Raw genomic sequence first — 21903 nt, 5'->3', positions numbered from 1 at the left:
ATTTACCTTGAAAAATATTAGTTCCAACCATCGTTTTGTACGAGGTTGCCATTAGAAATATTGATTTGTGTTTCGGGAATCGCGAATAATCCCATGGTGATCTCGCGGAAGTTTACATTCAATTCCGAGTTTGTACTGGTATTGTCTATGGCACTTTTAGCGATGTTTAGCCCTTGCCGCAGTAAGTCCCAATAACGGATTCCTTCCCCTGCAAATTCATATCTCCTTTCATCCATAATCAACTGCATGCCGTTAGCGTCTCCCGTTAATGTTTTGCGGTGCAGTTCGTCACCGAATGCCCTATCGCGTACACGGTTGTAATATGCTTGCGCTTTACCTAAATCGGCGTCCAGGTTCAATTCAGCCGCCATTAACAACACATCGGAAAAACGTATGGCGAGATAATTATCATAGTTGTCGATTTGAAAATCGCCCCCTAAATCTTCAGGCTTCTGATCGTTTAGCGGGGTATATTTCTTTTGGAAATAACCGGTGTACTGGTATTGATCTCCCAGGGAGTATTGCCCGGCAAAACCTTCTCCTTCGATAGAAATAATAGAAGCATTTCTCCTTAAATCTGCTACATCAAAAGCATTCCATAACTTGGGGTTCACGGTACAAGCGCCCCAGCCATTATAATACGGTAGCAACACTTGGCTCCGGATGCCGATCATAACCTGTACCCGGTTACCATTTCGCTCGTTCCCATCTTTCAAGCCCTTATAAGTATACTGGATATTAAACACGCCTTCCTGGCTGTTTTGCCCTGCATAATCCGTTGTACTCTCCGCGGATGCCCGCCATATATTTGAATACTTGGGAACCAGGTCATAACCGCTATTAACAATAACATCTTCTATGGCTGTCAACGCATCGGCCTTAGTAATAACCCCGGCAATACCTGGTTTACCATAATACCCCGTGTAATATAAAAATACGCGGGCGAGCAAACTTTCGGCAGCCCATTTGGTGGCCCTGCCATATTCTGTTGAAGTATATTCAGCATATTTTTTATCTAATAAATGGGGAATTGCTTCTTTTAGATCAGTCGCAATGAACATGTAGATACTATCGGGAGCTGCTTGTGGAACATTGTACTGCCCTGCTTCCAGCGGAACTTTAACCAAGGGTACATGACCGAACATGCGTACGAGATCAAAATAAAAATAAGCACGTAAAAATTTGGCTTCCGCTATATACATATTTTTCAAATCTTCATCTCCTTCAAAATCCACTTCATCAATTTTTGATAATAATATGTTGGCACGGTAAATACCGGTGTAGTATTTAGTCCAAGCTTCGGCATTATGATCGTAAATCTTCTCACTGCGATCCCATTGCCGCATACCGTTGTCGGAGTTTCCACCACCGCCGAAAGCATTATCGGATGCTATCTCGGATGTCAACAAAATATTGCCGTAACCATCCCAGTTCAATACATTATAAGCTGCCACCAATCCTTCGAAAGCATCGGTAGGCGTTTTATAAAAATTATCGATCGTTTTTTTATCAACTGGATCTATGTCCAGGAAATTTTTGCCGCAGGCAGACAATAACGTGGCCGCCAATAAGGCTAATAATATCTTTTTCATACGTGGAATTAGAATTTAACATTTAAACCAACCATAACTGTTCTCGGCATCGGGTAATAACCTAAATCAGTTCCCGATGACCAACTGTCGATCCCGAAACCTGCTTCTGGATCCATTCCTTTATAGTGGGTGAAAGTGTAAAGGTTCAGACCGGATACATATAAACGTAATTGCTCTACTGGCAAATGTTTAGCAATTGTTTTCTTAAAATCGTAACCGATATTCAAGCTTTTTATTCTCAGGTAAGCGCCATTGTGGGTGTAAAGCTCAGAGAACTTGGTGTAGTTACCATTGGGCTCATCCCCCAGGGTAACCCTCGGTATTGAATTGGAGGTACCTTCGCCTGTCCACCGGTCAAATATTTCGGTTGTATAATTATTATAAAAGCGATCATTGGCGCGGCTGCCGTTTACAACGGTGTTTCCACCTACACCATAGAACAGTACAGATGCATCAAACCCTTTGTAAGAAGCACTTAGGTTCATACCGTAAGTATGCGTCGGATTAGGGTTACCGATCATGGTTTTATCATCCCCATTGATCACACCATCATCGTTCAGGTCAACGAAACGCACATCCCCGGGTTTTGCCGTTGGTTGGATAACCGTTCCCTTCGAATTTTTGTAGGCATCGATCTCTTCAGCATTCTGAAAAATACCATCCGTCTTTAAACCGTAGAAATAACCGATCGGGTAACCGTTTTGCGCCCGGTAGTATTCGTCCATATTTGAAGACAACACATTGTTGTACGCGGGATGGATGACGCCCTCCTGGTTAGGAATTGACAATACTTTATTTTTATTGAAGGCGATGTTTCCCCCGATATTGAATTGCAATCCGCCTACTTTACCGCTATAACTAGCTACGATTTCGACGCCCTTATTCACGATGTTACCACCGTTGATATAAGGAGCTCCTGTACCAACGATGGCCGGGATTGGCGCTTGTACCAACCAATCGCGGGTAGTCTTATTATACCAATCGAAGGTCAACTCCAAGCTTTTAAACAAGGTCGCATCAAAACCGACATTCGTTTGCTCGGATGTTTCCCATTTCACGTTAGGGTTCGGGATTTTATCGGGCGAAGTCCCGATGAAACGTTCATCACCACCGAAATAATAAGCCCTGTAGCTAGAGCTTACGGTTGCGCGGTAAGCATCCGCTACGATCCTATCATTACCATTTTGTCCCCAGCCACCGCGAATTTTCAAGAAGTTAACCCACGAAGGCATCGAGAAAGGTTCCGCAGTTATAATCCAGCCTGCTGAAACTGCCGGAAAAGTGCCATAGCGGCTATTTTGTCCGAAGTTCACGGAACCGTCGCGCCGCAAGGTGGCATTAAATAAATACTTCTCTTTAAATGAATATGTCAAACGACCAAAATAAGAACTCAAAGCATAATTTGACATGCTCCCCATGGCTTGCTGGGTAGCTTCGTTGGTAGCATTGTTCAAGATAGCGTGGTAGAAATCCTTTATAATTAGATTTTCCTTTCTACCGCTTACATCGAACCCCCGGGTTCTCCTTGCCGACATACCTACCATCAGGCTGAAGTCATGATCTTTTAAAGATTTGCTATAAGTAAAAAAATTATCCCAGTTCCAGGCAGTATTCCGGTATAAACCTTGGGTAGCATAATCGGCAGTATTTTTATTGTTATTGGTTAATGTATAAACCGGGGTGAAAGAGTTAGTTGAAAATATATTAAGATCCAAGCCGAAATCGGAACGAAAATGTAAGTCTTTATAAAGAGCCAGGTCCGCATATATATTCCCTACAATCCTGTCGGTAATGTTTTTCGACATATTTGTATAATACATGATACCGATAGGGTTCACTTCTTCCGCGCTGAGCGAGGAGACACCAAAGGTACCGTCCCCGTTATAAACCGGGAAAGTTGGGCTGGCATTTAGTAACCCGCGGATCGAGTTATTATAAATATTCCCGGTACCGATGCCGTTACTAGCCGCGTGGCTGTAGGTAATATTCTCCCCAATCTTCAAGCGGCCTTCATACAAGCGGTGTTCGGAATTCAAGCGGAAAGTAATACGGTTGAAGTAAGATTGATCTTCTAAACCGATAACACCCTCTTGCCCTTGGTACGAAAGCGCCGATGAAAAAATAGAGACATCGTTTCCACCCGCCAATGAAAAAGTATAAGCTTGAATAGGCGCATTTTGGCGGGTGGCGGCATCCTGCCAATCGGTACCTTTCCCTAAAGCAGCCAGTTCTTCATCGGAATAAATAGGCGCTTTGCCGGAATTGATCGAGGCCTCGTTCATAATAATACCATATTCATGAGCTGTTAATAAATCCAGCTTTTTATATGGATTTGCCCAGCCATAATAAGCATCTAAGCCCACCTGCATCTTACCGGCGCGACCTTTATGCGTGGTAATCATCACGATACCGTTAGCTGCACGCGCTCCATAAATGGCGGTAGACGCAGCATCTTTCAATACATCGATGCTGGCAATATCGGCAGGATTGAGGTACGAAATATCATCTACAGGCATATTATCTACAATAAATAGCGGGTTAGAATTACCATTAGTACCCACCCCCCTGATATTAAATTTCAAGGCATCGCCAGGTTGACCGGAATTAGCGGTAATGTTTACACCGGCAGCTTGTCCTTGTAAAGCTTGCTCCATACTCAGTGCATGGTTTTTACCTAGATCTTCGCTGTTGACCTTAACGGTGGCGCCTGTTACGACTTTTTTCTTCTGGACACCGTAAGCCACCACGACTAACTCTTCGAGGTTGCTATTGGATTCCTGTAAAGTGATATTAATTACCTGCTGGTCCCCGACAATCACTTCCCGCGAAGCGTACCCTACGAAGGAGAATACGAGTACATCGCCTTTCTTAGCAGTGATTTTGTATGAGCCGTCCTCCAGGGAAGCAGTACCCGTGGAGGTACCTTTCAAACGGATGGTAACGCCCATAACCGGTTCATTATCTTGTGAAAACACCTTCCCTGAAACCTGGGTTGATTGAGCATAAGCAGGAACTAGCTGCAATAGGAGCAAACACCATAAAACGGTCCATGGCTTCCATGAGCTAAAAAGTTTGTACATGTTTTGCATAACATTGGAATTTTGAAATGTACAGGACGTGGAAATACTTTCTTTTAAATTGAATAAAACATGAATCTTGGTTGTATCATATTCCAGTAATCAAAAAGGTTAAAAGCGGTTTCTAAATGAAACGGCCTAACGTGGAATAACGATCATCCAAATTTAACCGCAAGAACAAAATTCCAGGTAATGGATATGTTTACATTTAGGGGATGATTTGTTAACGCGCAGGGTATCAAAATTGGGGTATGCTTTGTTGCATATCGCCATCACGTTGAATTAGAGCCCGTTAATGCAAGGGATTTGCGCTGCCGGAAATAGTTCGTATATTGTGATACGGGACAACCATTTTTTATTGAAATCGTATGAATACCAGCCCCAAAAAACACTACGCAAAAACCTTGCGGACTATTATTATCGCCACCTTAGTAACCGGCACCTTGGATGGCATCGCTGCATGTTTGATGTATATCATCAGGACAGGCAGGTGGGATGTGCAACCAATTTTCGTATACATTGCCAGCGGCGTATATGGCAATGATGCATTCGAAGCGAGGGATATTATGCTCTGGCGCGGCATCTTGTTTCATTACTTGGTAGCTTTCATTTTCTGCCTTGTTCTCGTTCCATCTTACCGGTTGATTTTCAAAGTATTACCCAATCAATTTTTAGTTGGTCTCGTCTACGGTTTATTGATCTACGGAACGATGAACTTCGTGGTTTTACCTTTATCCAATGCATCTATTAGACCTTTTGAATGGGGAGGCGCCATTTTAAGTAGCCTCATCTTGATCCTATGCGTAGGGTTACCTATTTCATTATTGGCACAGAAGAGGTTGGTTATCAACGCTTAATTTTTCCAATAACAAGGGCGTAATTATCATGAAGAAATAATTTTATAAATGAATGTTCATTTACTTACCTTTGCAAGATGCGGGTAAGGGATGAAAATAAGATCTGTAAAGTGCGCCAATACACGGTAAGCTTGATCGTAGAGGAAGGCTTGGATGGTTTTAGCATGAATAAATTGGCTAAAGCCGCCGGGATCTCACCTGCAACATTATATATTTATTATAAGGATAAAGACGATTTAATTACGAAAGTCAGCACGGAGATAGCCCAAGAGATGGTGCGGGAATCCCTAAAAGACTTTGACCCTGACATGCATTTTGCAGCCGGCTTACAGTTACAATGGCAAAACAGGTCACGGTATTTTGTAAAATACCCGTTGGAAGTTGAGTTTATAGAGAAAATACGCTATTCAAACGTATATCAAAAAATTCAACCTATCATTAAACAACCCTTCAAAGAAATACTAGGAAAATTTGTTAAGAATGCTATTGAAAAAAAGGAATTAATCGATTTACCATTAGAAGTATACTGGTCCATTGCATTTGCCCCATTGTATCAATTGATCAAATTTCATACGCAACGCAATCCTATTGGAGATGAACCTTTCCAACTGAACGAGGATCATCTAAAACAAACATTACAATTGGTTTTGAAAGCGTTGCAACCATCGTAATCGAAAGTCTATTACCATGCAACACCCAACATCCGGCGAAGAAAACCATGACATCTTCGTCTTTAAAACAAACCTGGCAGATGACCATGCCGTCTCCAGGGTAGCCAATATCCTCAACACTACGCCCGGCATCAGGAAGTGGAACGTGGCTTTAGATGATGAGGATAAAGTACTACGTGTTGTTTGTGCTTCAGTCCAGGAGCACGCAATTATCCACCTAGTTCAAAAAGCCGGTTATCACTGTGAAGTATTACCCGGTTAACATTCGTTTATCAACTTAGTCCAATGACGACTCAATTAAAATCTCAACAATTCACCAAGTATCAAATCTTGGTGATAATCCTGTTGGCTGTATTACAATTTACGATCGTGCTCGACTTCATGGTACTTTCCCCATTGGGAGCCATCTTGATGCCAACACTCAACATCTCCGCGTCCCAATTCGGGTTCGTGGTTTCTGCCTATGCTTTCAGCGCCGGGATTTCCGGTTTCCTTGCCGCCGGTTTTGCCGATAAATTCGATCGCAAGAACATGCTGATTTTCTTTTATATCGGCTTTATCATCGGAACTATTTTCTGTAGCCTAGCTCCCGATTACCATACACTTCTACTGGCGAGGATCGTAACGGGCATGTTTGGTGGTGTTACGGGTTCAATCGGGTTTGCCATCGTTACGGATCTCTTCAGCTTGGAACAACGGGGCCGCGCCATGGGATTTATTCAAATGGCTTTCGGTGTCAGCCAAGTAGCAGGCTTACCCATCGGCTTGGTTTTGGCCAATCATTACTCTTGGCATGCACCATTCACGATGATTAGTATCTTCGGGATTTGCCTAGGCATTGCCCTATTCTTCCTGAAGCCTATCAATGAACATTTGAAACTTAGTAAACCGGTAAATGCATTCACTCACCTCACGAAGACCTTGAGTAAAAAACAATATTTGCTGGGCTTCGGTGCCACCACATTGATGGCAACCGGGGGATTTATGCTGATGCCTTTCGGTACCACCTTCAATACGTTCAACCTCGGGATCGCACAGGATGACATTCCCTTGATTTACTTTATAACGGGCCTATTTACACTCGTGATCAGTCCTTTAATGGGAATTGCCAGTGATAAAGTCGGCAAATTCAAGATTTTTATGTTCGGTTCCTTGCTAACCATGTTGTTAGTATATGTTTATACGAATTTGCATACCGCTACCCTATTCCAGGTTATTGCTATTTCGGTTGTAATGTTTATAGGGGTTAGTTCGCGGATGATCGCCGCTACCGCCTTATTATCGGCTGTACCCGCTTTGCAAGACCGCGGCGCGTTCATGAGTATAAACTCATCCGTGCAACAATTATCCGGCGGTATAGCATCTTCTCTTGCCGGTTTAATCGTGGTGGAAAACAGCAATCACTCCCTGCAACATTTTGATACTTTGGGTTATGTGATCATTGGCACCATGATCATTTCATTAATCATGCTTAGCCAGGTAAACCAGGTAATTAAATCGCGGGGTACTACCACCGCACCCTTAACGGGTGTTGCAGTTACCGCAGAATAATTTTGACCTTAAAAGGATACCCAAGGGGAAGTGAGTAGCTTCCCCTTTTTTGTGTCTATAAAAGGGTTAAACTATTTCTTTTGAAAATATTATTTTGTATTCATGAGAAGTAAACAGCTTATATATATTTCTTTCCTGGTAATTTTACTTGTATGGACTTGGCATAATAGCTACGCACAAGAATTTGTATTACCAAAGGGTAAAAAACTAATCGTTGCTGCTGAACAATCCCAACATAGGGTAATTATTATCGATCCTGGGAAAGGAACTATTAGCTGGGAATGGAAAGCGGATAGCATGCAACTTCCGGCTACACATGTCAAATGGTTTAATAATCCTAGTGACGCAAAAATCATTTATAATGGCCGATTCCTTTTAACAAGTGCTTCTGGCGGGGGTATAGCGCTAATTAGAATCTACGATAAAAAGATTTTATTCCATGCTTACGCGGGAGGTAATACGCATTCGATAGAAGTTTTGCCCGGGGGAAACATCGTGAGCGCATCGAGTACGGGGAACTATTTGCGGCTGTTCCAAGTTGATACAACTATTCAACAAGATACGGTTCCTTATATACAATATGCTTTACCCTTTGCACATAATCTTGTTTGGGATAAGAAAAGATCCTTGTTATGGTCCGCGGGAATGCATGAAATGTACGCTTATAAATATGTTCTGGAAAATGGGAAGCCGCGGTTACAGTTAGCATTTCACCACCCTTTACCGGGGGAGCAAGGTCATGATTTATTCCCTGTACATGGGAAAGATTCATTGTGGTTTACGGATCATCAACACATTTATATTTACGACCCGGGAACAGGATCATTGGAACAGGTAAAAACAAGAAGGCAGAAGGGCATAAAAAGTGTATCCAGTGGCCCTGCTGGATATCCTACCATCGTGATATTTCCTAAAGAACAATGGTGGACCGATGAAATATTTGATTTAGAAGGAAAGCGTATTTTCAAGCAAGAAGGACTAAAAATTTACAAGGCCAGGTGGGTATTACCGAACACATTTAGTTATCAATAAATATAGCCGTTTAAAATGCTGGCACATAAAATAGCAAAAAGCCTGTCGTCAACCGTGACAGGCTTTTCTTGTATAGATTGGCGGCATTATTGTTTTTGTAAAGACTGTAAAATCCCGAATTGGCCTTTATCACCACATCTTACAACCTTGTAAGTGTTCGTATCTTCCAATGTAATGATATATGTTTTGATACCTTCAACGTTTAGTTCAACGATGCTAACAAAATCGGCATTGGGTACCTTTTTCATCAATTTAGAGATGACTTTCAAAGGCAGTTCATCATCATTGATATAACGCATCTCGATCCAAGTATTGAACTCTTCGCTATAAACATGCTTGATAACATCCGTAGTACCGGCAATATATTCTATGCTATCCGCGGGTTCATTTGTTTTTGTTGCTTTACCGTTTGCATTCACATTTAATTGTAAAGAAAATAATACGGCAAATAAGGCGATCATTGTTTTCATAATAGTATGTTTTAAATGTTTTGAATTAGTATTTGAAAAATTTGATTTGTTGTTATTTCGTTTTGTTAACACAAATGTAGCGCGGCTTTAAAGGCTTGAAAAGGGAATAGTTACCGCTGGAACAACGGTCCAATAACCTACCAAAAGTGTCCGCTTTCATTACATGCGAACACTGGCTAAAATCAATTTAAAATACTAATAATCAATTACTTACAAGAATAAAACGATACCGAACTCACGAAATCTCACGAAGTGGTAGAAATCCTTTCATCGGGAAGGATGGCATTCAAAAAATGGTCATTTTCGAAAGCGGACAGTAATTCTCATAAACGGACACAAAAAGGGCGAATAGGCTGTATTAATACGGTTTTTATAGCAAAATTTAGGGGGAAATGTATACGGAGATGCAAATACTTGATGATTTCCACTTGGAACAAAGAACTATATGACCGGTTGTGCAATAAAAAGACTTCGATCATTTATAATTCGGGAATTATTCGCGGATTAAAAGACAAGGCAATTAACCCGCGAACCCTTTTAATCGTTTATGATGCGTGATGCTTGGTTATCGCGTGTATTTTTTTGAACCGCGATTGCCCCGAAGAGGCTTAATAAAAATGCGAATGCGTAGAATCCCTTTTCACTCGGCTGCATGGTGGCGTTCCATAAACCGATGATCAATAGTAAAATTGCCAGCAATGTGGCAACCCAGCTGATGCCGTAATACAAATCTGTTACCGGTACATTCTCCAATCTATCCCGAACACATTTTTGAACAGATACAGCGGCAAATAAGCCAAACATCAACACGGTAAAATAATAACCTTTCTCATTCAACTCCAAGTCGGCATTAAACAAACCGATCAAGTAGCCTACCATCCCAATCAATAAGGCTGCCCATGAAGCAACAACAAATGCTGTGGATGTTTTTTGTTTCATAGAAATCATTTTGATGAAATCCGAAACTAAACTTTAACATTAAAAGAAAAAATGATCCGCAAGTGTTTTAACAAAAGATAAGGACAGATGTTAAAAAAATTAATATCACACGAAAGTAGCATTTACATTAAATTTGGTTCTTCGAGACATTATTGCATATACCTAAATCACGACAATTATGATGAATGACCCAGTTGTCTTGCTAGAAGAGACAAACACGAGGGGTACCCTACAAGCTGTAATAGAACAAGATGATCGCACTGCCTATTTCTATTTATTCCCCGGTCAAAAATTTGCCCATCAATTTGAACCCCGCGCCTGCTGGTTACGCAACCTCAAAACAGCACCGGCTACCCGCGATTTTGAAGCCATGAGCCAAGGTCAGGCACCGATGATAGAAGCAAGCTTCTGTGACCATCCAGATGGATTGCCGCCATTGGAAGCAGAACGCTTAAGCATCGTCTGGCTAGAAAGCGGCGATGGCGCAGCCGCTTTGTATGATGATAAAATCATCGGGTTCATCCCCGGCTGGACATTATATTCAGATCAGCCCATAGCCTATGCAAGCAGCTGTACTGGCTCTACGGAGTTGAGCATGATGTTTCCAATGAATGAAAACGCGACGCCTATCATCTACGGGCAAGTAGCCCGCGCAACTGAGTTCTGGAACTCCTGGGAAGGAGAAAGCAATACGCAATGGGGAGCATTACAAGAAAAGTACATCAGCACGTATGAAGAAATATTCGGCCCAATACAAAAATATTATGCTATCGACGGCGATCAATGGCCACCGATGGCCATCGGTGAATTTGAAAAAGACGGCATCAAATATTTTCTGTCAATGGGCATCGGTATCCGTGCCATGCCATGGGTAGATTATTTATATAATGATAATGCATCCGGTTTCCGTAGGATGGAACTAGCCATTGCAATAGATATGAAAGATTTTGATGCAGAAGCGCAAATGCGGTTCGCAGAAATCATTAGCGGGATGGCTGATTCACCATGGCGCGACATAACCTGGTACGGGGAAGGTCATACCAATAGCGCCAAAGAATTACCCGGCGAATATGAAAGTTTAATTTTATCAGCAGCGCTGTATAACGGTTCTAATATAGCATTACCGGACATGTATGGTGATAAATTAAATCTTTATTGGTGTACGCCGATTACATTAAAAGAAAGGGAATATGCCCACAGCATCCCTAATGGGGGCTATACTTTATTGGAGGAGATGATTAATGAAGGGATGAGCCATGTAGTGCGTAAACGGTCATCTTTGAAGTAAATAATGCGGTAAATCTAATTGATGGGCGATACAAGCCTGTATCCCCCATCAATTAGATACTAATACGGGGAGAATAAATCGATCACCTCGTAACATGCACCGCTTTCCTAATAAAGAACCATCCATCGAACACCTTGTTCCACTTTCCTTCCAATGTTATAAAATCAAATAAAGTTGCTACACCGTTAACTTTTTCCTGGTGCAATCTACCCTTAGTATAATCGAACCAATTATAAGACATCGGTTCAAGGGCCAGTTGATGATTAATTGTATTATAATCGACTCCGGGTACAGATAATATTTTGCTGTCCACGTAATTCATATAAGTACCCATTTCACTAACAAAACCTAGCATATAAGCTTTCTTACCGAATCTCTTCTTTATGGTAGTCCCCATCGGAACATACGTTTTCAAGAAATCCATTTCCGGGTTATCCGAATTAAGCTCCTTGGTTTCTTTTGCAATGTGAATGTTATGTGCCCATACGATGATCTTTTTCCCTTTATAATAATCATTTGCCAACCATGTCAGATTATTAGCCATCTGCAAATCACGCACACTTAATTCATTCCCCTTCACCAGTTTCCAGTAACGTTTCGCTTGGGATGCAAGGCTTCTCGTCACCTCGTACCAAAAGCCATTTTGCCCAGTAATATCTTCACCTGATCTTGATTTTCTTGTTACGGCTAACAATTTATCGATCATCTGGAAAAACATTTTTTGATCCGGCAAAGAAGGTAAATATTGATTGGAGCCAAACATTTTAGTTCCAATGGATTTGAAAATATCCCAATTGTTTAGGCTGGTATTAGGAGCGTATTTATCCAGGTACATTTTAAAATTATCAAAGAGCCGTTCTTTCGATGCGGCGCCGGTATGTTGGCTCTCGAAACCTGCTAATTCGAGGGGGCGAGCAGTATTTAGTTGTTGCTGTAAATATTCAAATAATGGCAACATTTCCTTGCTGTCAGCATACATATAAAAAAGGTTGCCTTTTACTGCATCTTTCACGTTAGCTCCAGCCTGAACAAGTTTCCACACATCAGCACAATCATAGAAACCACTTTCAAAAGCTAACACATCGAAACCCATTTCTTCATGCAAATATTTTATCAACCTGATTTTCGCTTCGAAAGTAGTCGCTTCTCCATGGGTTTGTTCCCCTAGCAATACCATGGAACAATTCTTTAGAACAGATTTCACAGGCATTAAATCATGGAAATTTATATCAGATGGATCGATAGTTCTGATGGGAAAATGATCCTGTGCATTTACAAATCTTGTAATTAAAACTGTGAAGATGAAAATGGCTGTGCTGTAGATAGTTTTCATTGGGATTGCGTATGTTAATAGTCAAGGAAAGATACAGAATTGTGAAGAGATTGTATCATTGCGGTAACTTGTTGATAGGTTTAGGGATCAAAATATTTACGATTTTTTCGTATAATTACGATATATTCGTAACTAATATTCTGTTGCCGACTAAAATGGCTTACCATGAAACAAGTATTCATCATAATATTACTGATATCTTCAGGCTTCTTTGCCAAAGCGCAGGAAAAAACGGTTGCTGTACCCCAGTATATCATCGTAATTAACGATTCAGCCGTTGTGGATAAGGATTATTTACTTAAGAACTTGGATCCCAATCAATTGAAATCAATGAATAAAGGTGTTTCCGATGAAAAAATGGAAATGCTGAGAAAGAAGTTTGGAGATCAGGTTGGGGATGATAAAAGGTTTATCATGGAGATCAAGTTATTGACAGAAGCAGAGATGAAAGAGAAGGCGAAGCGCGTTAAAACAGCTCCTGCCACCATTCAGAAGAGAATCCCCGAGATCGATGAAAGCTATAAACTAAACGTGAACGATGCCGCGGCAGATTTTACCGTGGAAATGCTCACCGGGGAAAAAGTAACACTATCTTCCTTAAAAGGTAAAGTGGTATTGCTCAATTTTTGGGCCACATGGTGCGGACCTTGTATCATGGAGTTCCATGAAATTCCATCTAAAATTATTGCGCCATTTAAAGATAAAGCTTTCGTTTTTCTTCCCGTTTCACGTGGCGAAGAACGGTCTAAAGTAGCTACCTCCAGCGAAGAACTAAAAAAGAAAGGCATTGATTTTAATGTTGCCATAGATCCCGACAAAAAAGTATGGGACAAATACGCTACTTCATTTATACCCAAAAATTTCTTGATTGACAAAAACGGGGTGATCCGTTTCGTATCTACCGGTTACGGTGAAGATAAAGTGGATCAATTGGCCAAGGAGATTGAGAAGTTGTTGGAAGAGTAGGTGTCTCCCGGTCTTTCAAGCCATGTTACTTAAACTTATAGCACACATTACTGAAAAATTGAAAGAAGCTGTTCATCCTTTAAATAGTTGATACTGTCATGCATATAAACGATGCCACTGACGAACTTCTTTGTTCCGATTGAGTCCGATTTAATTAGATCGATTTGCAGTATATCCATATTTTTAGGATTGATATAAATTAATTGCGAAAATTCAGGGGGGAGATCATTTAGCTCGAATTCTCCCAAATACTCGAAATCCCTATATTGTTTCTTATAGCTTTGCCCGCCTTCGTTATTCTCAGATTCTATGATACGCAAAGTATCCGGGATATTAGCTCTATACGCAAGCAGAATATTCTTTGCTGGTAAATAATGAATTTTGAAGGAATCCTTCAAATGGTACACTTCGGTCCATGCTAAAGGATGCTTTTGGGTGGGTACCCTATCATAAAAAACAGTATTTTTTATATGGGTAACGAAACCATTTTTATAATTCTCCTGGAAATTACAAGCGGTTAACATCATAAAAAATGTAATAATACTCCCAAGTCCATTCCTAGAAAAACTCATAATTTAAAATTAAAGTGTGCCATAAAATGAACCGTGAATTGTTCCGGTATGATAAAAATTTGGGTAATGAATATTCCAGCCACTTGCAGCAACCTTTATTTCAAAAGTAATATATCCAGAATGCACACCGACTTCATTTTGAGCTGATTGAACCACAAAGCCTGCTTCAAGCTCTTCGCCAACCTGAAATACTTCGGCATTTAATCCCGCTGTAATTTTAACCTTACCATTAATAGACCTTATAATTGTTCTCCTTTCATTTGCATTATATACAGCGTTCCCTCCTGTTATAAGATCCTGGTTTTCGCTTGTTGTTGTTACGGGTTGTAAATATCCCATAATGTTTATATCTACTATATCTCCTTGTGTTCCTATAAAATTTAATAGATATCCCTCGCCAGAGCTTACATTATCAATTTTATATATAATGCCCTTCTGCCGATTATAATCATATTTAAAAATAACGGTAGCCATAATTGTTAACCCTCTTTTCGTATAAGGAGCTCTAATTTCTACCTTTCCGTAATAAAATCCTGCATACAAACTTCCAGTATGACTAAGTGGAGTATAGTAATTGGCATCACCTCCCATTTCAATATCTCGATTACCTAAAACAATTTGAGAATAGTAATTAGTAAATTCATCTGTACCAACCTGTCCTTCAACAGGAACATTATTTACTTTGAGACTAAAATCATTATTCAAATGATTGATCAGTGTTCTCTAATCCATTATTATTTTTTCTGCAACCAGCAAAAACCAGGTTGCAAATAACGATTAATAAAATAGATTTATTCATGATTTGGAGTTTTTACTAATGTGAAGATTACAAAGCGATAAATAATCTAGGTTTACAAAATATCAATATAAACAACATCTATTCATACATGTTCGCACAATTCTGATGAATATAAGATTATATAATCATTCTTTTTTAATTATTAAATTACTAAGCCCAAATTGATAAGTTTCCGTCAAGAAAAGTCCTAAAGGTTCGGATTAAAAAACCAGTTACAATACACTACTTGTGGTGCTTTAACCATCTCTCACTTAGATCAATTTTATAAGAAAATTAAAAATGATAAGATTATCTAGTAGTAATACTACATCCAAATCAAACTAATTCTTGTTCTTTTAAAAGGTATGCTCTCTAAAATATTTACAGACGCATTCACCATCTAAGATTGTCACTTTCCCCCTCCCCCTGTTCTGTTGATATACCGTACATTTGAGAAAATTAAATGTTACTTATGCGAAAATTAATGATGAAAATGTCGATAACAATCGATGGGTTTGTATGTGGTCCCAATGGGGAAAACGATTGGATATTTAAGTCCTCAGATGAGAGCTCAAGGGCTTGGGCTGTTAGTCAAAGCATGGACGCAGGCTTGATTATAATGGGAAGAAAATCATTCGTATCTATGGCTCCTTACTGGCCCACGGCGAGCGGTCCCTTTGCTGCGCCAATGAACGAGATCCCTAAGGGACTGTTTACTCAAAAAGGTTTTAAAGGTATTGACCCTATAAAAACAGAAACAGCGGAGCAAGCACTTGCTGCAAAATCCTGGGTAGAAGCCAAAATTTTCGATGGGGACCTGGCCGAAGAAATAAGAAAACTCAAATCAGAACCAGGCAAGCCTATCTCTGCGCTCGGTGGCGCCGGATTTATGCGGAGCTTGATAGCAACAGGTTTGATCGACGAATATCACCTGGTTACCCACCCTGTTGTTTTAGGCAAAGGGCTTACGATTTTCAACGACGTATTACAACCAATGGATCTTACATTGGTAGATGTAAAATCATTCCCGTTAGGAATTGTTGCACGTACTTACCATTCATAGGTTGAAAATCAAAAGCTTTTTATCGTCAATATTACCGTGATTACCAGTGTAAGAAATGCTGCTATGAATAAATATTTATGCTCTTTCCCTTTTGTAATAAGAAGCAAAATATGGTATAAAAATAAATATACACTAGCTCCTAATGATGTGTACATTTTCATCAGGTCGTAAGATCCGCCGCCGATGCTGTTTCCGGGACTGAAATGATCCCTAAATAAGAATACATATATTAGCACAAAAATGGGTAAGGCCAGCAAGATTACTTTGATGATGACACCTAGTTTCATAAAATGATATATCAATAATATTCTACATCACAATATATTGAATTTTCAATCTAAATTTGAACGAGTTCCCGATGCGAAGGCAATATCGGCGCTACTGCTGTATGAATATCTTCCCGTTGAGTCATATCTATGGGAAGATTTCGTTTAACCCGTTTATAGCAATAGAATGTATTCATAAATGTTGATAATAAAAAAGCGCCCCATCTTAAAGTAAATAATCCACGCAAGATCCTTGTTATAGCATATCTTGGAGAAAATGATTTCTTCCATAAAGATCGATGTGCCTGTAATAGTTGCACTTCACTAATTTTTTTGGGAACAAAAGCCACGTTGTAGCCGTTATAAAAATTCCAATTCCGATCTTCTAATATCCTGCCTTCTTTGTGAAGGGAGTTATAAATAGGCGTTCCCCTGAACGGCGTCATAATACTCAGGAAAGGGACATCGATCCCTATATCCATTAATTGATCCGCCATTTGGATAATACTATGTTCATCGTCATGATCGAATCCGGCTATAAACCCTGCCATTACCGCGATACCACGTTTCCTGATTGCTTTTACAGCCGCACTGTAATTAGCAATTTTATTCTGTCTTTTGTTAGCATCCTCAAGTGATTCTATCCCGAAAGATTCAATCCCCAGGAATACACCTATACAACCTGATTTTTTCATCAAGTCCAACAACTCCGGATCCTTGGCAATATCCATACTAGCCTGGGTGAGCCACCATTTCTTCAAGGGGATCATTTCTTTTAATAATTCCCTGATATATGGTCTTTTGATCGTAAGATTATCATCCCAAAACCATACAACTTTTCTTTGCCACCAGTATTCAAATTGATCATAAGCCGCATCGCGGATAACATCCTTTACCGGCCTTAACCTAAAACCGGGGTTCAGGGAAGGCACGGTACAGAAAGAGCATGAAAATGGGCAGCCGCGCGTGGCCTGTATTACTTTTTTTATAAAAAAACGGTTGGGTAAAAGATCGTACCGGGGTGTCGGCAGATCTTTCATATCGCAGGGAGTTCCGGTATAAATATTTTTCAATTGTCCATTCGCTGCATCATTCAACAGTACTGGCCACACGTTTTCAGCTTCACCTGTTACGATCGCATCAAAATACTGTAGCGCTTCGTCTTTACAATAAGTAACATGCGGCCCGCCCGCCACGAGCAGCTTCCCCCTTTTACGGAACTCGACCGCTAAATTGTACGCAGACAGCGCAAAACCGCTAAAAAAGGATATTGCGATTAGATCCGCATCGGTTTCCAAGTCGATCTTATCAACCTGTTGATGAATGACCCTAACGGAGTGTTCCGCTGGCGTTATGGCCGCCAGGTGAATTCCCGTAATCGGGGGCACGAAATCGCGTTCATGACCAAATTCATAACGTTGAATGTATGCGATGATGAGGTCAATTTTCATGGTGATGTAGGTTTAATGATAATTGAAAATGGCATGCGTTGTAAGGATATTAGTTCGCTATGTTCAGCCCGCTGTATTTGGTTCATAAATTCAAGCGTGTTGTATTTAATCAACAGCAATCGCGGAGTACGCGGTCATGCACGATTACAAACGTCATCCATAATATGATTAAGATTAATAGCAGGTTGATAACCGCCAGGATCGTATAACATTTTTTCCTAAAACTGTTGGACCGGTTAATAATATTCTTTGCGTAATACCTGGCAGCCACCGGGATCAAAACCAAGAGGCAAAGCACGATAATACCCGGGTAAAAACCGGTTGTAGTAATGCCAATAATACTGAGCATTGCAGCGGCAATAGCTATTATCATTGCTATGGAAATAACAATCCTGAATGTTTCAGGTTCCATTTATAATGATTTAAGATTCGATGATTAAAATACAACCCTAAATTATAAAAAGTACTTTGAATTACAAAGTAATTATTTTCTATTGTATTTCATAGTTCCTGTCCAGGGTTTCCGCAGAAAATTTTTTTCTTAAAAATTGAATTTTTTTTGTCCTTTGGCACAGCGAGATTGGAAGAAATATTGCGACTGGGAGTTGCATAGCATATTGACTGCTAATGATTTGTACACTTCGATTCGTTAACTTTATTGGAATAAAAAATACAATATGGAAAATAATCAGATCGTCATTTATCAAACACCCGATGGGGAAACATCGATAGATGTGGCACTTGATCAGGATACGGTATGGCTGACGCAAAGTCAAATGATAGAGTTATTTCAAAGCAGCAAACAAAATATTAGTTTGCATATAAATAACATATTTAAAGACGGTGAACTTGAACGCGAAAGAACTGTCAAGGAATCCTTGACAGTTCAAAATGAAGGGAAAAGAGCCGTTAAACGCAAAATTGAGCAATATTCGCTGGATGTAATAATATCCGTCGGATACCGGATCAAATCCATACGCGGCACACAATTCCGTATCTGGGCAAACAAGGTGCTAAAAGAATACCTGACCCAAGGATATGCCCTGAACGAAAAACGGCTACAAGAGAAAAGCGAACAATTTGAAGCCCTCAAGCAAACGGTGCGGTTGATGGGCAATGTGATCGGCACTCAACCCCTTTCTTCCGATGAAGCTAACGGGCTATTAAAAGTAATAACCGATTATACCTATGCGCTGGATGTCCTGGATAAGTATGACCATCGCAACCTTACCATAGAAGCTACCCATACCCAGCATACTTTTACTGCTTCGTACGAAGAAGCAATGAAAGCTATCCATGGCCTTAAAGATAAATTCGGTGGCAGCAGCTTATTTGGTAACGAAAAAGATGAATCTTTCAAAAGTTCTATAGCGACGATCTACCAATCCTTCGGTGGACAAGAATTATATCCCAGCATTGAAGAGAAGGCCGCGAACTTCCTTTATTTCGTTGTAAAAAATCATTCATTCTCTGATGGAAATAAGCGTATCGCAGCTTTCCTGTTCGTTTGGTTTCTTGAAAAAAACAATATCCTTTACCGGGAAGATGGCTCAAAACGGATTGCAGATAATGCACTGGTAGCGTTGACCTTAATGATTGCAGAGAGTAAACCGGAAGAAAAAGAAATTATTGCGCAGGTAGTGGTGAACCTAATTAATGGATATAACTAAAAAGGCTTCCAGGTAACCTGGAAGCCTTTTTCCTGTAGCGAGATCGGGACTTGAACCCGAGACCTCAGGGTTATGAATCCTGTGCTCTAACCAGCTGAGCTACCTCGCCAAATGCACGTCACATCGTCATCATCTTCAAAATCGGAGTGCAAAGATAACTGCTAAAAATTTAATTTTCAAAGTAAAGCCGTAATTTTTTTTCGAAATGTTAATAACTCATTATATGTTGTAGCTTGGCTACGACTTTCTCCACCGTTGGTAACATTACTTTTTCCAAAGCCGTATTCAAAGGTACCGCAGGAAGGTCTAAAGCGCCCATCGTAAACACCGGCGCATCCAGGTACTTAAAACATTGTTCCTGTATCCTTGCTGCCAAGGACTGAACGAAAGAATTATTAAGCTGTTCTTCAGTAAGCACCAAACATTTGCCATGTTTCCGAACGGTTTCAAAGACAAGCTCCTCATCGAGAGGATATAGCGTTCTAAGGTCAATAACCGTTATCTGCCCGGGAAAATTTACCGCGGCTGCTTTCGCCCAGTATACGCCCATCCCATAAGTGATGATACAGGTACTTTCCCCATTACTTACTTTTTCTCCCGTAGCATCCAGCACCAAGCGCCCCTTACCGAGAGGAATCACGTAATCTTCCGAGGGTTCAATACACATCGCTTCCAATGTACCGGGTACTTTACTCCAATACAAACCCTTATGCTCTAACATTACAACGGGGTTCGGATCGAGGAAAGCAGCCTTCATCAAACCCTTCATATCCGCAGCATTAGAAGGATATACGATCTTAATCCCTTTAATCGTCAACAAGGTAGATTCTATGCATCCAGAATGATACGGTCCGCCACCGCCGTAGGCGCCGATGGGAACACGGATCAAAGATTGTACGGGGTATTTCCCCCCGCTTAAGTAACAGGATTTGGAAATTTCGCTCACCAGTTGATTAAAACCGGGGTAGAAATAATCGGCAAACTGCACTTCCACTATAGGCTTCACCCCTACCGCGGATAAGCCTACCGTGCTTCCTATAATATAAGCTTCTTGAATGGCTGTGTTATAAACCCGGTCATCCCCGAATTTCCCTGCTAAAGTAGCTGCTTCGCGGAAAACGCCACCTAAGCGGCCGCCAACGTCCTGGCCGTATAAAATGGCTTCGGGATATGCTCTCATAATTTCTTCTACCGCATGCAACGCGGCATCAACCATCACTACTTTAGCCCCGTTGGCAGGCATGCGTTCACCTTTTTCTACAGTTACCGGGGTAGGCGCAAAAACAAAGTCGTGAATAGAGCTTAATTGGGGCTCTTCAGCATTTTTGGCCTGCTCAAAAGCTTCATCTACCTGTTGTTGACTTTCCATCGCGATCCAATCCAAAGTCTTTTCATTGATCCCTAATGCTACTAAGCGTTGATATAATTTAGGTAAAGGATCATTCGCAGCATGTTTTTCCAAATCCTGTATGCTACGGTACCATTCCTTACGTACTCCCGATGTATGATGCCCCAATAAAGGCACCGTGGCATGCACCAGTATCGGTTTGCGCTGCACACGAACATATGCTACCGCGGCTTGCATCGCCTCCAGGCTGGCTTCAAAATCGCTTCCATCTACCCTCATCCTCTCCAAGCCCTTGAAACCTGCTGCATACTCGTAAGCGTCCATGGCACGGGCTTCCCGGGCACTCACTGAAATACCCCACTCGTTATCTTGTACCAGGTAGATAATTGGCAATCGGTGTAAAACGGCAAATTGCAGCGCTTCACTCACTTCCCCCTCGGTCATACTGCCATCACCGATGGAGCATAAGGAAATAGGTTGTTGATCACCCTGCAAGAGACCTGATTTTTCAAGGTATTGCAAGCCCTGCGCTACACCCGTTGCCGGGATCGCTTGCATACCTGTAGCGCTGCTCTGGTGGGGAATTTTAGGCTTCGCGGGATCATTGCTGCTCGGGTGGCAATAATATGACCTACCACCGCTAAAGGGATCATCTTTTTTGGCTAATAATTGCAACATCAATTCGTAAGGACTGAAACCCATCCCTAGCAACATGCTATCATCGCGGTAATACGGACTCACGAAATCTGTTGGTTCCATGAGCATACCCGTTGCGATTTGGATAGCTTCGTGGCCACGGGAAGTAGAATGCACGTATTTGCAAATATTCCGGTTGGCCTCGTAGGTTTCAGACATACTTTTGGCGGTACAAATGAATCGATACGCTTGGAGTAACGTGTCTATTTCCGCCTCGCTTCTTTCCTTATTAAAGGAAGTTGCTTTCAAAGTTGAATGGCTTACATTATCTTTAAACACGTAA

The 21903-nt window shown here is 40.9% G+C and carries 20 protein-coding genes and 1 tRNA gene; 9 read left to right on the top strand and 12 right to left on the bottom strand.

Going from position 1 to position 21903, the window contains the following annotated elements:
* Positions 1 to 17 precede the first annotated feature (17 nt).
* Both COR50_RS09595 and COR50_RS09590 read right to left on the bottom strand, forming a co-directional pair.
* Positions 18 to 1592 (bottom strand): RagB/SusD family nutrient uptake outer membrane protein, encoded by a 1575-nt coding sequence (locus tag COR50_RS09595; RefSeq protein WP_098193784.1) that lies wholly within the window; start codon positions 1590 to 1592, stop codon positions 18 to 20.
* A gap of 8 nt (positions 1593 to 1600) precedes the next feature.
* Positions 1601 to 4681, bottom strand: coding sequence for a SusC/RagA family TonB-linked outer membrane protein (locus tag COR50_RS09590; protein WP_098193783.1), 3081 nt, complete (start codon positions 4679 to 4681; stop codon positions 1601 to 1603).
* Between the two features lie 392 nt (positions 4682 to 5073).
* Here COR50_RS09590 and COR50_RS09585 point away from each other — a divergent pair, with 392 nt between their 5' ends.
* The 5 genes from COR50_RS09585 (at position 5074) to COR50_RS09565 (ending at position 8780) form a co-directional block, all read left to right on the top strand.
* A complete protein-coding gene (locus COR50_RS09585; RefSeq protein WP_198405817.1) occupies positions 5074 to 5526 on the top strand; it encodes a hypothetical protein in 453 nt (150 codons plus the stop codon).
* Positions 5527 to 5603: 77 nt separating this feature from the next.
* Positions 5604 to 6197 carry a TetR/AcrR family transcriptional regulator gene (locus COR50_RS09580; protein ID WP_098193781.1) on the top strand — a complete coding sequence of 198 codons (594 nt, stop codon included), beginning with the start codon at positions 5604 to 5606 and terminating at the stop codon, positions 6195 to 6197.
* Between the two features lie 16 nt (positions 6198 to 6213).
* Positions 6214 to 6459: a copper-exporting P-type ATPase CopA gene (locus COR50_RS09575; protein WP_098193780.1), complete on the top strand. Its 246-nt coding sequence runs from the start codon at positions 6214 to 6216 to the stop codon at positions 6457 to 6459.
* 23 nt (positions 6460 to 6482) lie between these two features.
* Positions 6483 to 7748: an MFS transporter gene (locus tag COR50_RS09570; RefSeq protein ID WP_098193779.1), complete on the top strand. Its 1266-nt coding sequence runs from the start codon at positions 6483 to 6485 to the stop codon at positions 7746 to 7748.
* A 102-nt stretch (positions 7749 to 7850) separates the two neighbouring features.
* A complete protein-coding gene (locus COR50_RS09565; protein WP_098193778.1) occupies positions 7851 to 8780 on the top strand; it encodes a DUF6528 family protein in 930 nt (309 codons plus the stop codon).
* 86 nt (positions 8781 to 8866) lie between these two features.
* Here the strand turns inward: COR50_RS09565 and COR50_RS09560 are convergent, their stop codons facing one another.
* On the bottom strand, positions 8867 to 9250 hold the full coding sequence (locus tag COR50_RS09560) for a hypothetical protein (RefSeq protein ID WP_098193777.1): 384 nt from the start codon (positions 9248 to 9250) through the stop codon (positions 8867 to 8869).
* Positions 9251 to 9787: 537 nt separating this feature from the next.
* Positions 9788 to 10189, bottom strand: a complete 402-nt coding sequence (gene yiaA, locus COR50_RS09555; protein WP_098193776.1) for an inner membrane protein YiaA — start codon at positions 10187 to 10189, stop codon at positions 9788 to 9790.
* A 178-nt stretch (positions 10190 to 10367) separates the two neighbouring features.
* On the opposite strand from yiaA, the gene COR50_RS09550 reads away from it, so the two are divergent.
* Positions 10368 to 11477, top strand: coding sequence for a suppressor of fused domain protein (locus COR50_RS09550; protein ID WP_098193775.1), 1110 nt, complete (start codon positions 10368 to 10370; stop codon positions 11475 to 11477).
* Positions 11478 to 11559: 82 nt separating this feature from the next.
* On the opposite strand, the gene COR50_RS09545 is transcribed toward COR50_RS09550, so the two are convergent.
* Positions 11560 to 12687, bottom strand: a complete 1128-nt coding sequence (locus COR50_RS09545; protein ID WP_157760721.1) for an erythromycin esterase family protein — start codon at positions 12685 to 12687, stop codon at positions 11560 to 11562.
* 288 nt (positions 12688 to 12975) lie between these two features.
* On the opposite strand from COR50_RS09545, the gene COR50_RS09540 reads away from it, so the two are divergent.
* Positions 12976 to 13776, top strand: coding sequence for a TlpA family protein disulfide reductase (locus COR50_RS09540; protein WP_098193773.1), 801 nt, complete (start codon positions 12976 to 12978; stop codon positions 13774 to 13776).
* Positions 13777 to 13823: 47 nt separating this feature from the next.
* Here the strand turns inward: COR50_RS09540 and COR50_RS09535 are convergent, their stop codons facing one another.
* Together COR50_RS09535 and COR50_RS09530 are read right to left on the bottom strand one after the other, a co-directional pair.
* Entirely contained in the window at positions 13824 to 14348 is a 525-nt protein-coding gene (locus tag COR50_RS09535; RefSeq protein WP_098193772.1) for a hypothetical protein, read from the bottom strand.
* Positions 14349 to 14357: 9 nt separating this feature from the next.
* Entirely contained in the window at positions 14358 to 15053 is a 696-nt protein-coding gene (locus COR50_RS09530) for a hypothetical protein (protein WP_098193771.1), read from the bottom strand.
* A gap of 536 nt (positions 15054 to 15589) precedes the next feature.
* On the opposite strand from COR50_RS09530, the gene COR50_RS09525 reads away from it, so the two are divergent.
* Entirely contained in the window at positions 15590 to 16189 is a 600-nt protein-coding gene (locus COR50_RS09525) for a dihydrofolate reductase family protein (protein ID WP_317044439.1), read from the top strand.
* A gap of 8 nt (positions 16190 to 16197) precedes the next feature.
* On the opposite strand, the gene COR50_RS09520 is transcribed toward COR50_RS09525, so the two are convergent.
* The 3 genes from COR50_RS09520 to COR50_RS09510 all read right to left on the bottom strand — a co-directional run bounded on the left by COR50_RS09520 (position 16198) and on the right by COR50_RS09510 (position 18318).
* A complete protein-coding gene (locus COR50_RS09520; RefSeq protein ID WP_098193769.1) occupies positions 16198 to 16476 on the bottom strand; it encodes a hypothetical protein in 279 nt (92 codons plus the stop codon).
* A 50-nt stretch (positions 16477 to 16526) separates the two neighbouring features.
* Entirely contained in the window at positions 16527 to 17906 is a 1380-nt protein-coding gene (locus COR50_RS09515; protein ID WP_098193768.1) for a B12-binding domain-containing radical SAM protein, read from the bottom strand.
* A 109-nt stretch (positions 17907 to 18015) separates the two neighbouring features.
* On the bottom strand, positions 18016 to 18318 hold the full coding sequence (locus COR50_RS09510) for a hypothetical protein (RefSeq protein WP_098193767.1): 303 nt from the start codon (positions 18316 to 18318) through the stop codon (positions 18016 to 18018).
* Between the two features lie 265 nt (positions 18319 to 18583).
* Between COR50_RS09510 and rhuM the strand changes: the two genes are divergently transcribed.
* On the top strand, positions 18584 to 19576 hold the full coding sequence (gene rhuM, locus COR50_RS09505) for a virulence protein RhuM/Fic/DOC family protein (protein ID WP_098193766.1): 993 nt from the start codon (positions 18584 to 18586) through the stop codon (positions 19574 to 19576).
* 35 nt (positions 19577 to 19611) lie between these two features.
* Here the strand turns inward: rhuM and COR50_RS09500 are convergent.
* A tRNA-Met gene (locus tag COR50_RS09500) sits at positions 19612 to 19685 on the bottom strand.
* Between the two features lie 99 nt (positions 19686 to 19784).
* Positions 19785 to 21899 (bottom strand): alpha-ketoacid dehydrogenase subunit alpha/beta, encoded by a 2115-nt coding sequence (locus tag COR50_RS09495; protein ID WP_232516330.1) that lies wholly within the window; start codon positions 21897 to 21899, stop codon positions 19785 to 19787.
* Positions 21900 to 21903: the final 4 nt, after the last annotated feature.

It is taken from the genome of Chitinophaga caeni (genome assembly GCF_002557795.1).
Lineage (GTDB): Bacteria > Bacteroidota > Bacteroidia > Chitinophagales > Chitinophagaceae > Chitinophaga > Chitinophaga caeni.
Note: the sequence above shows the minus strand (reverse complement) of the source record. Positions and strands in the feature narration are given on the sequence as shown.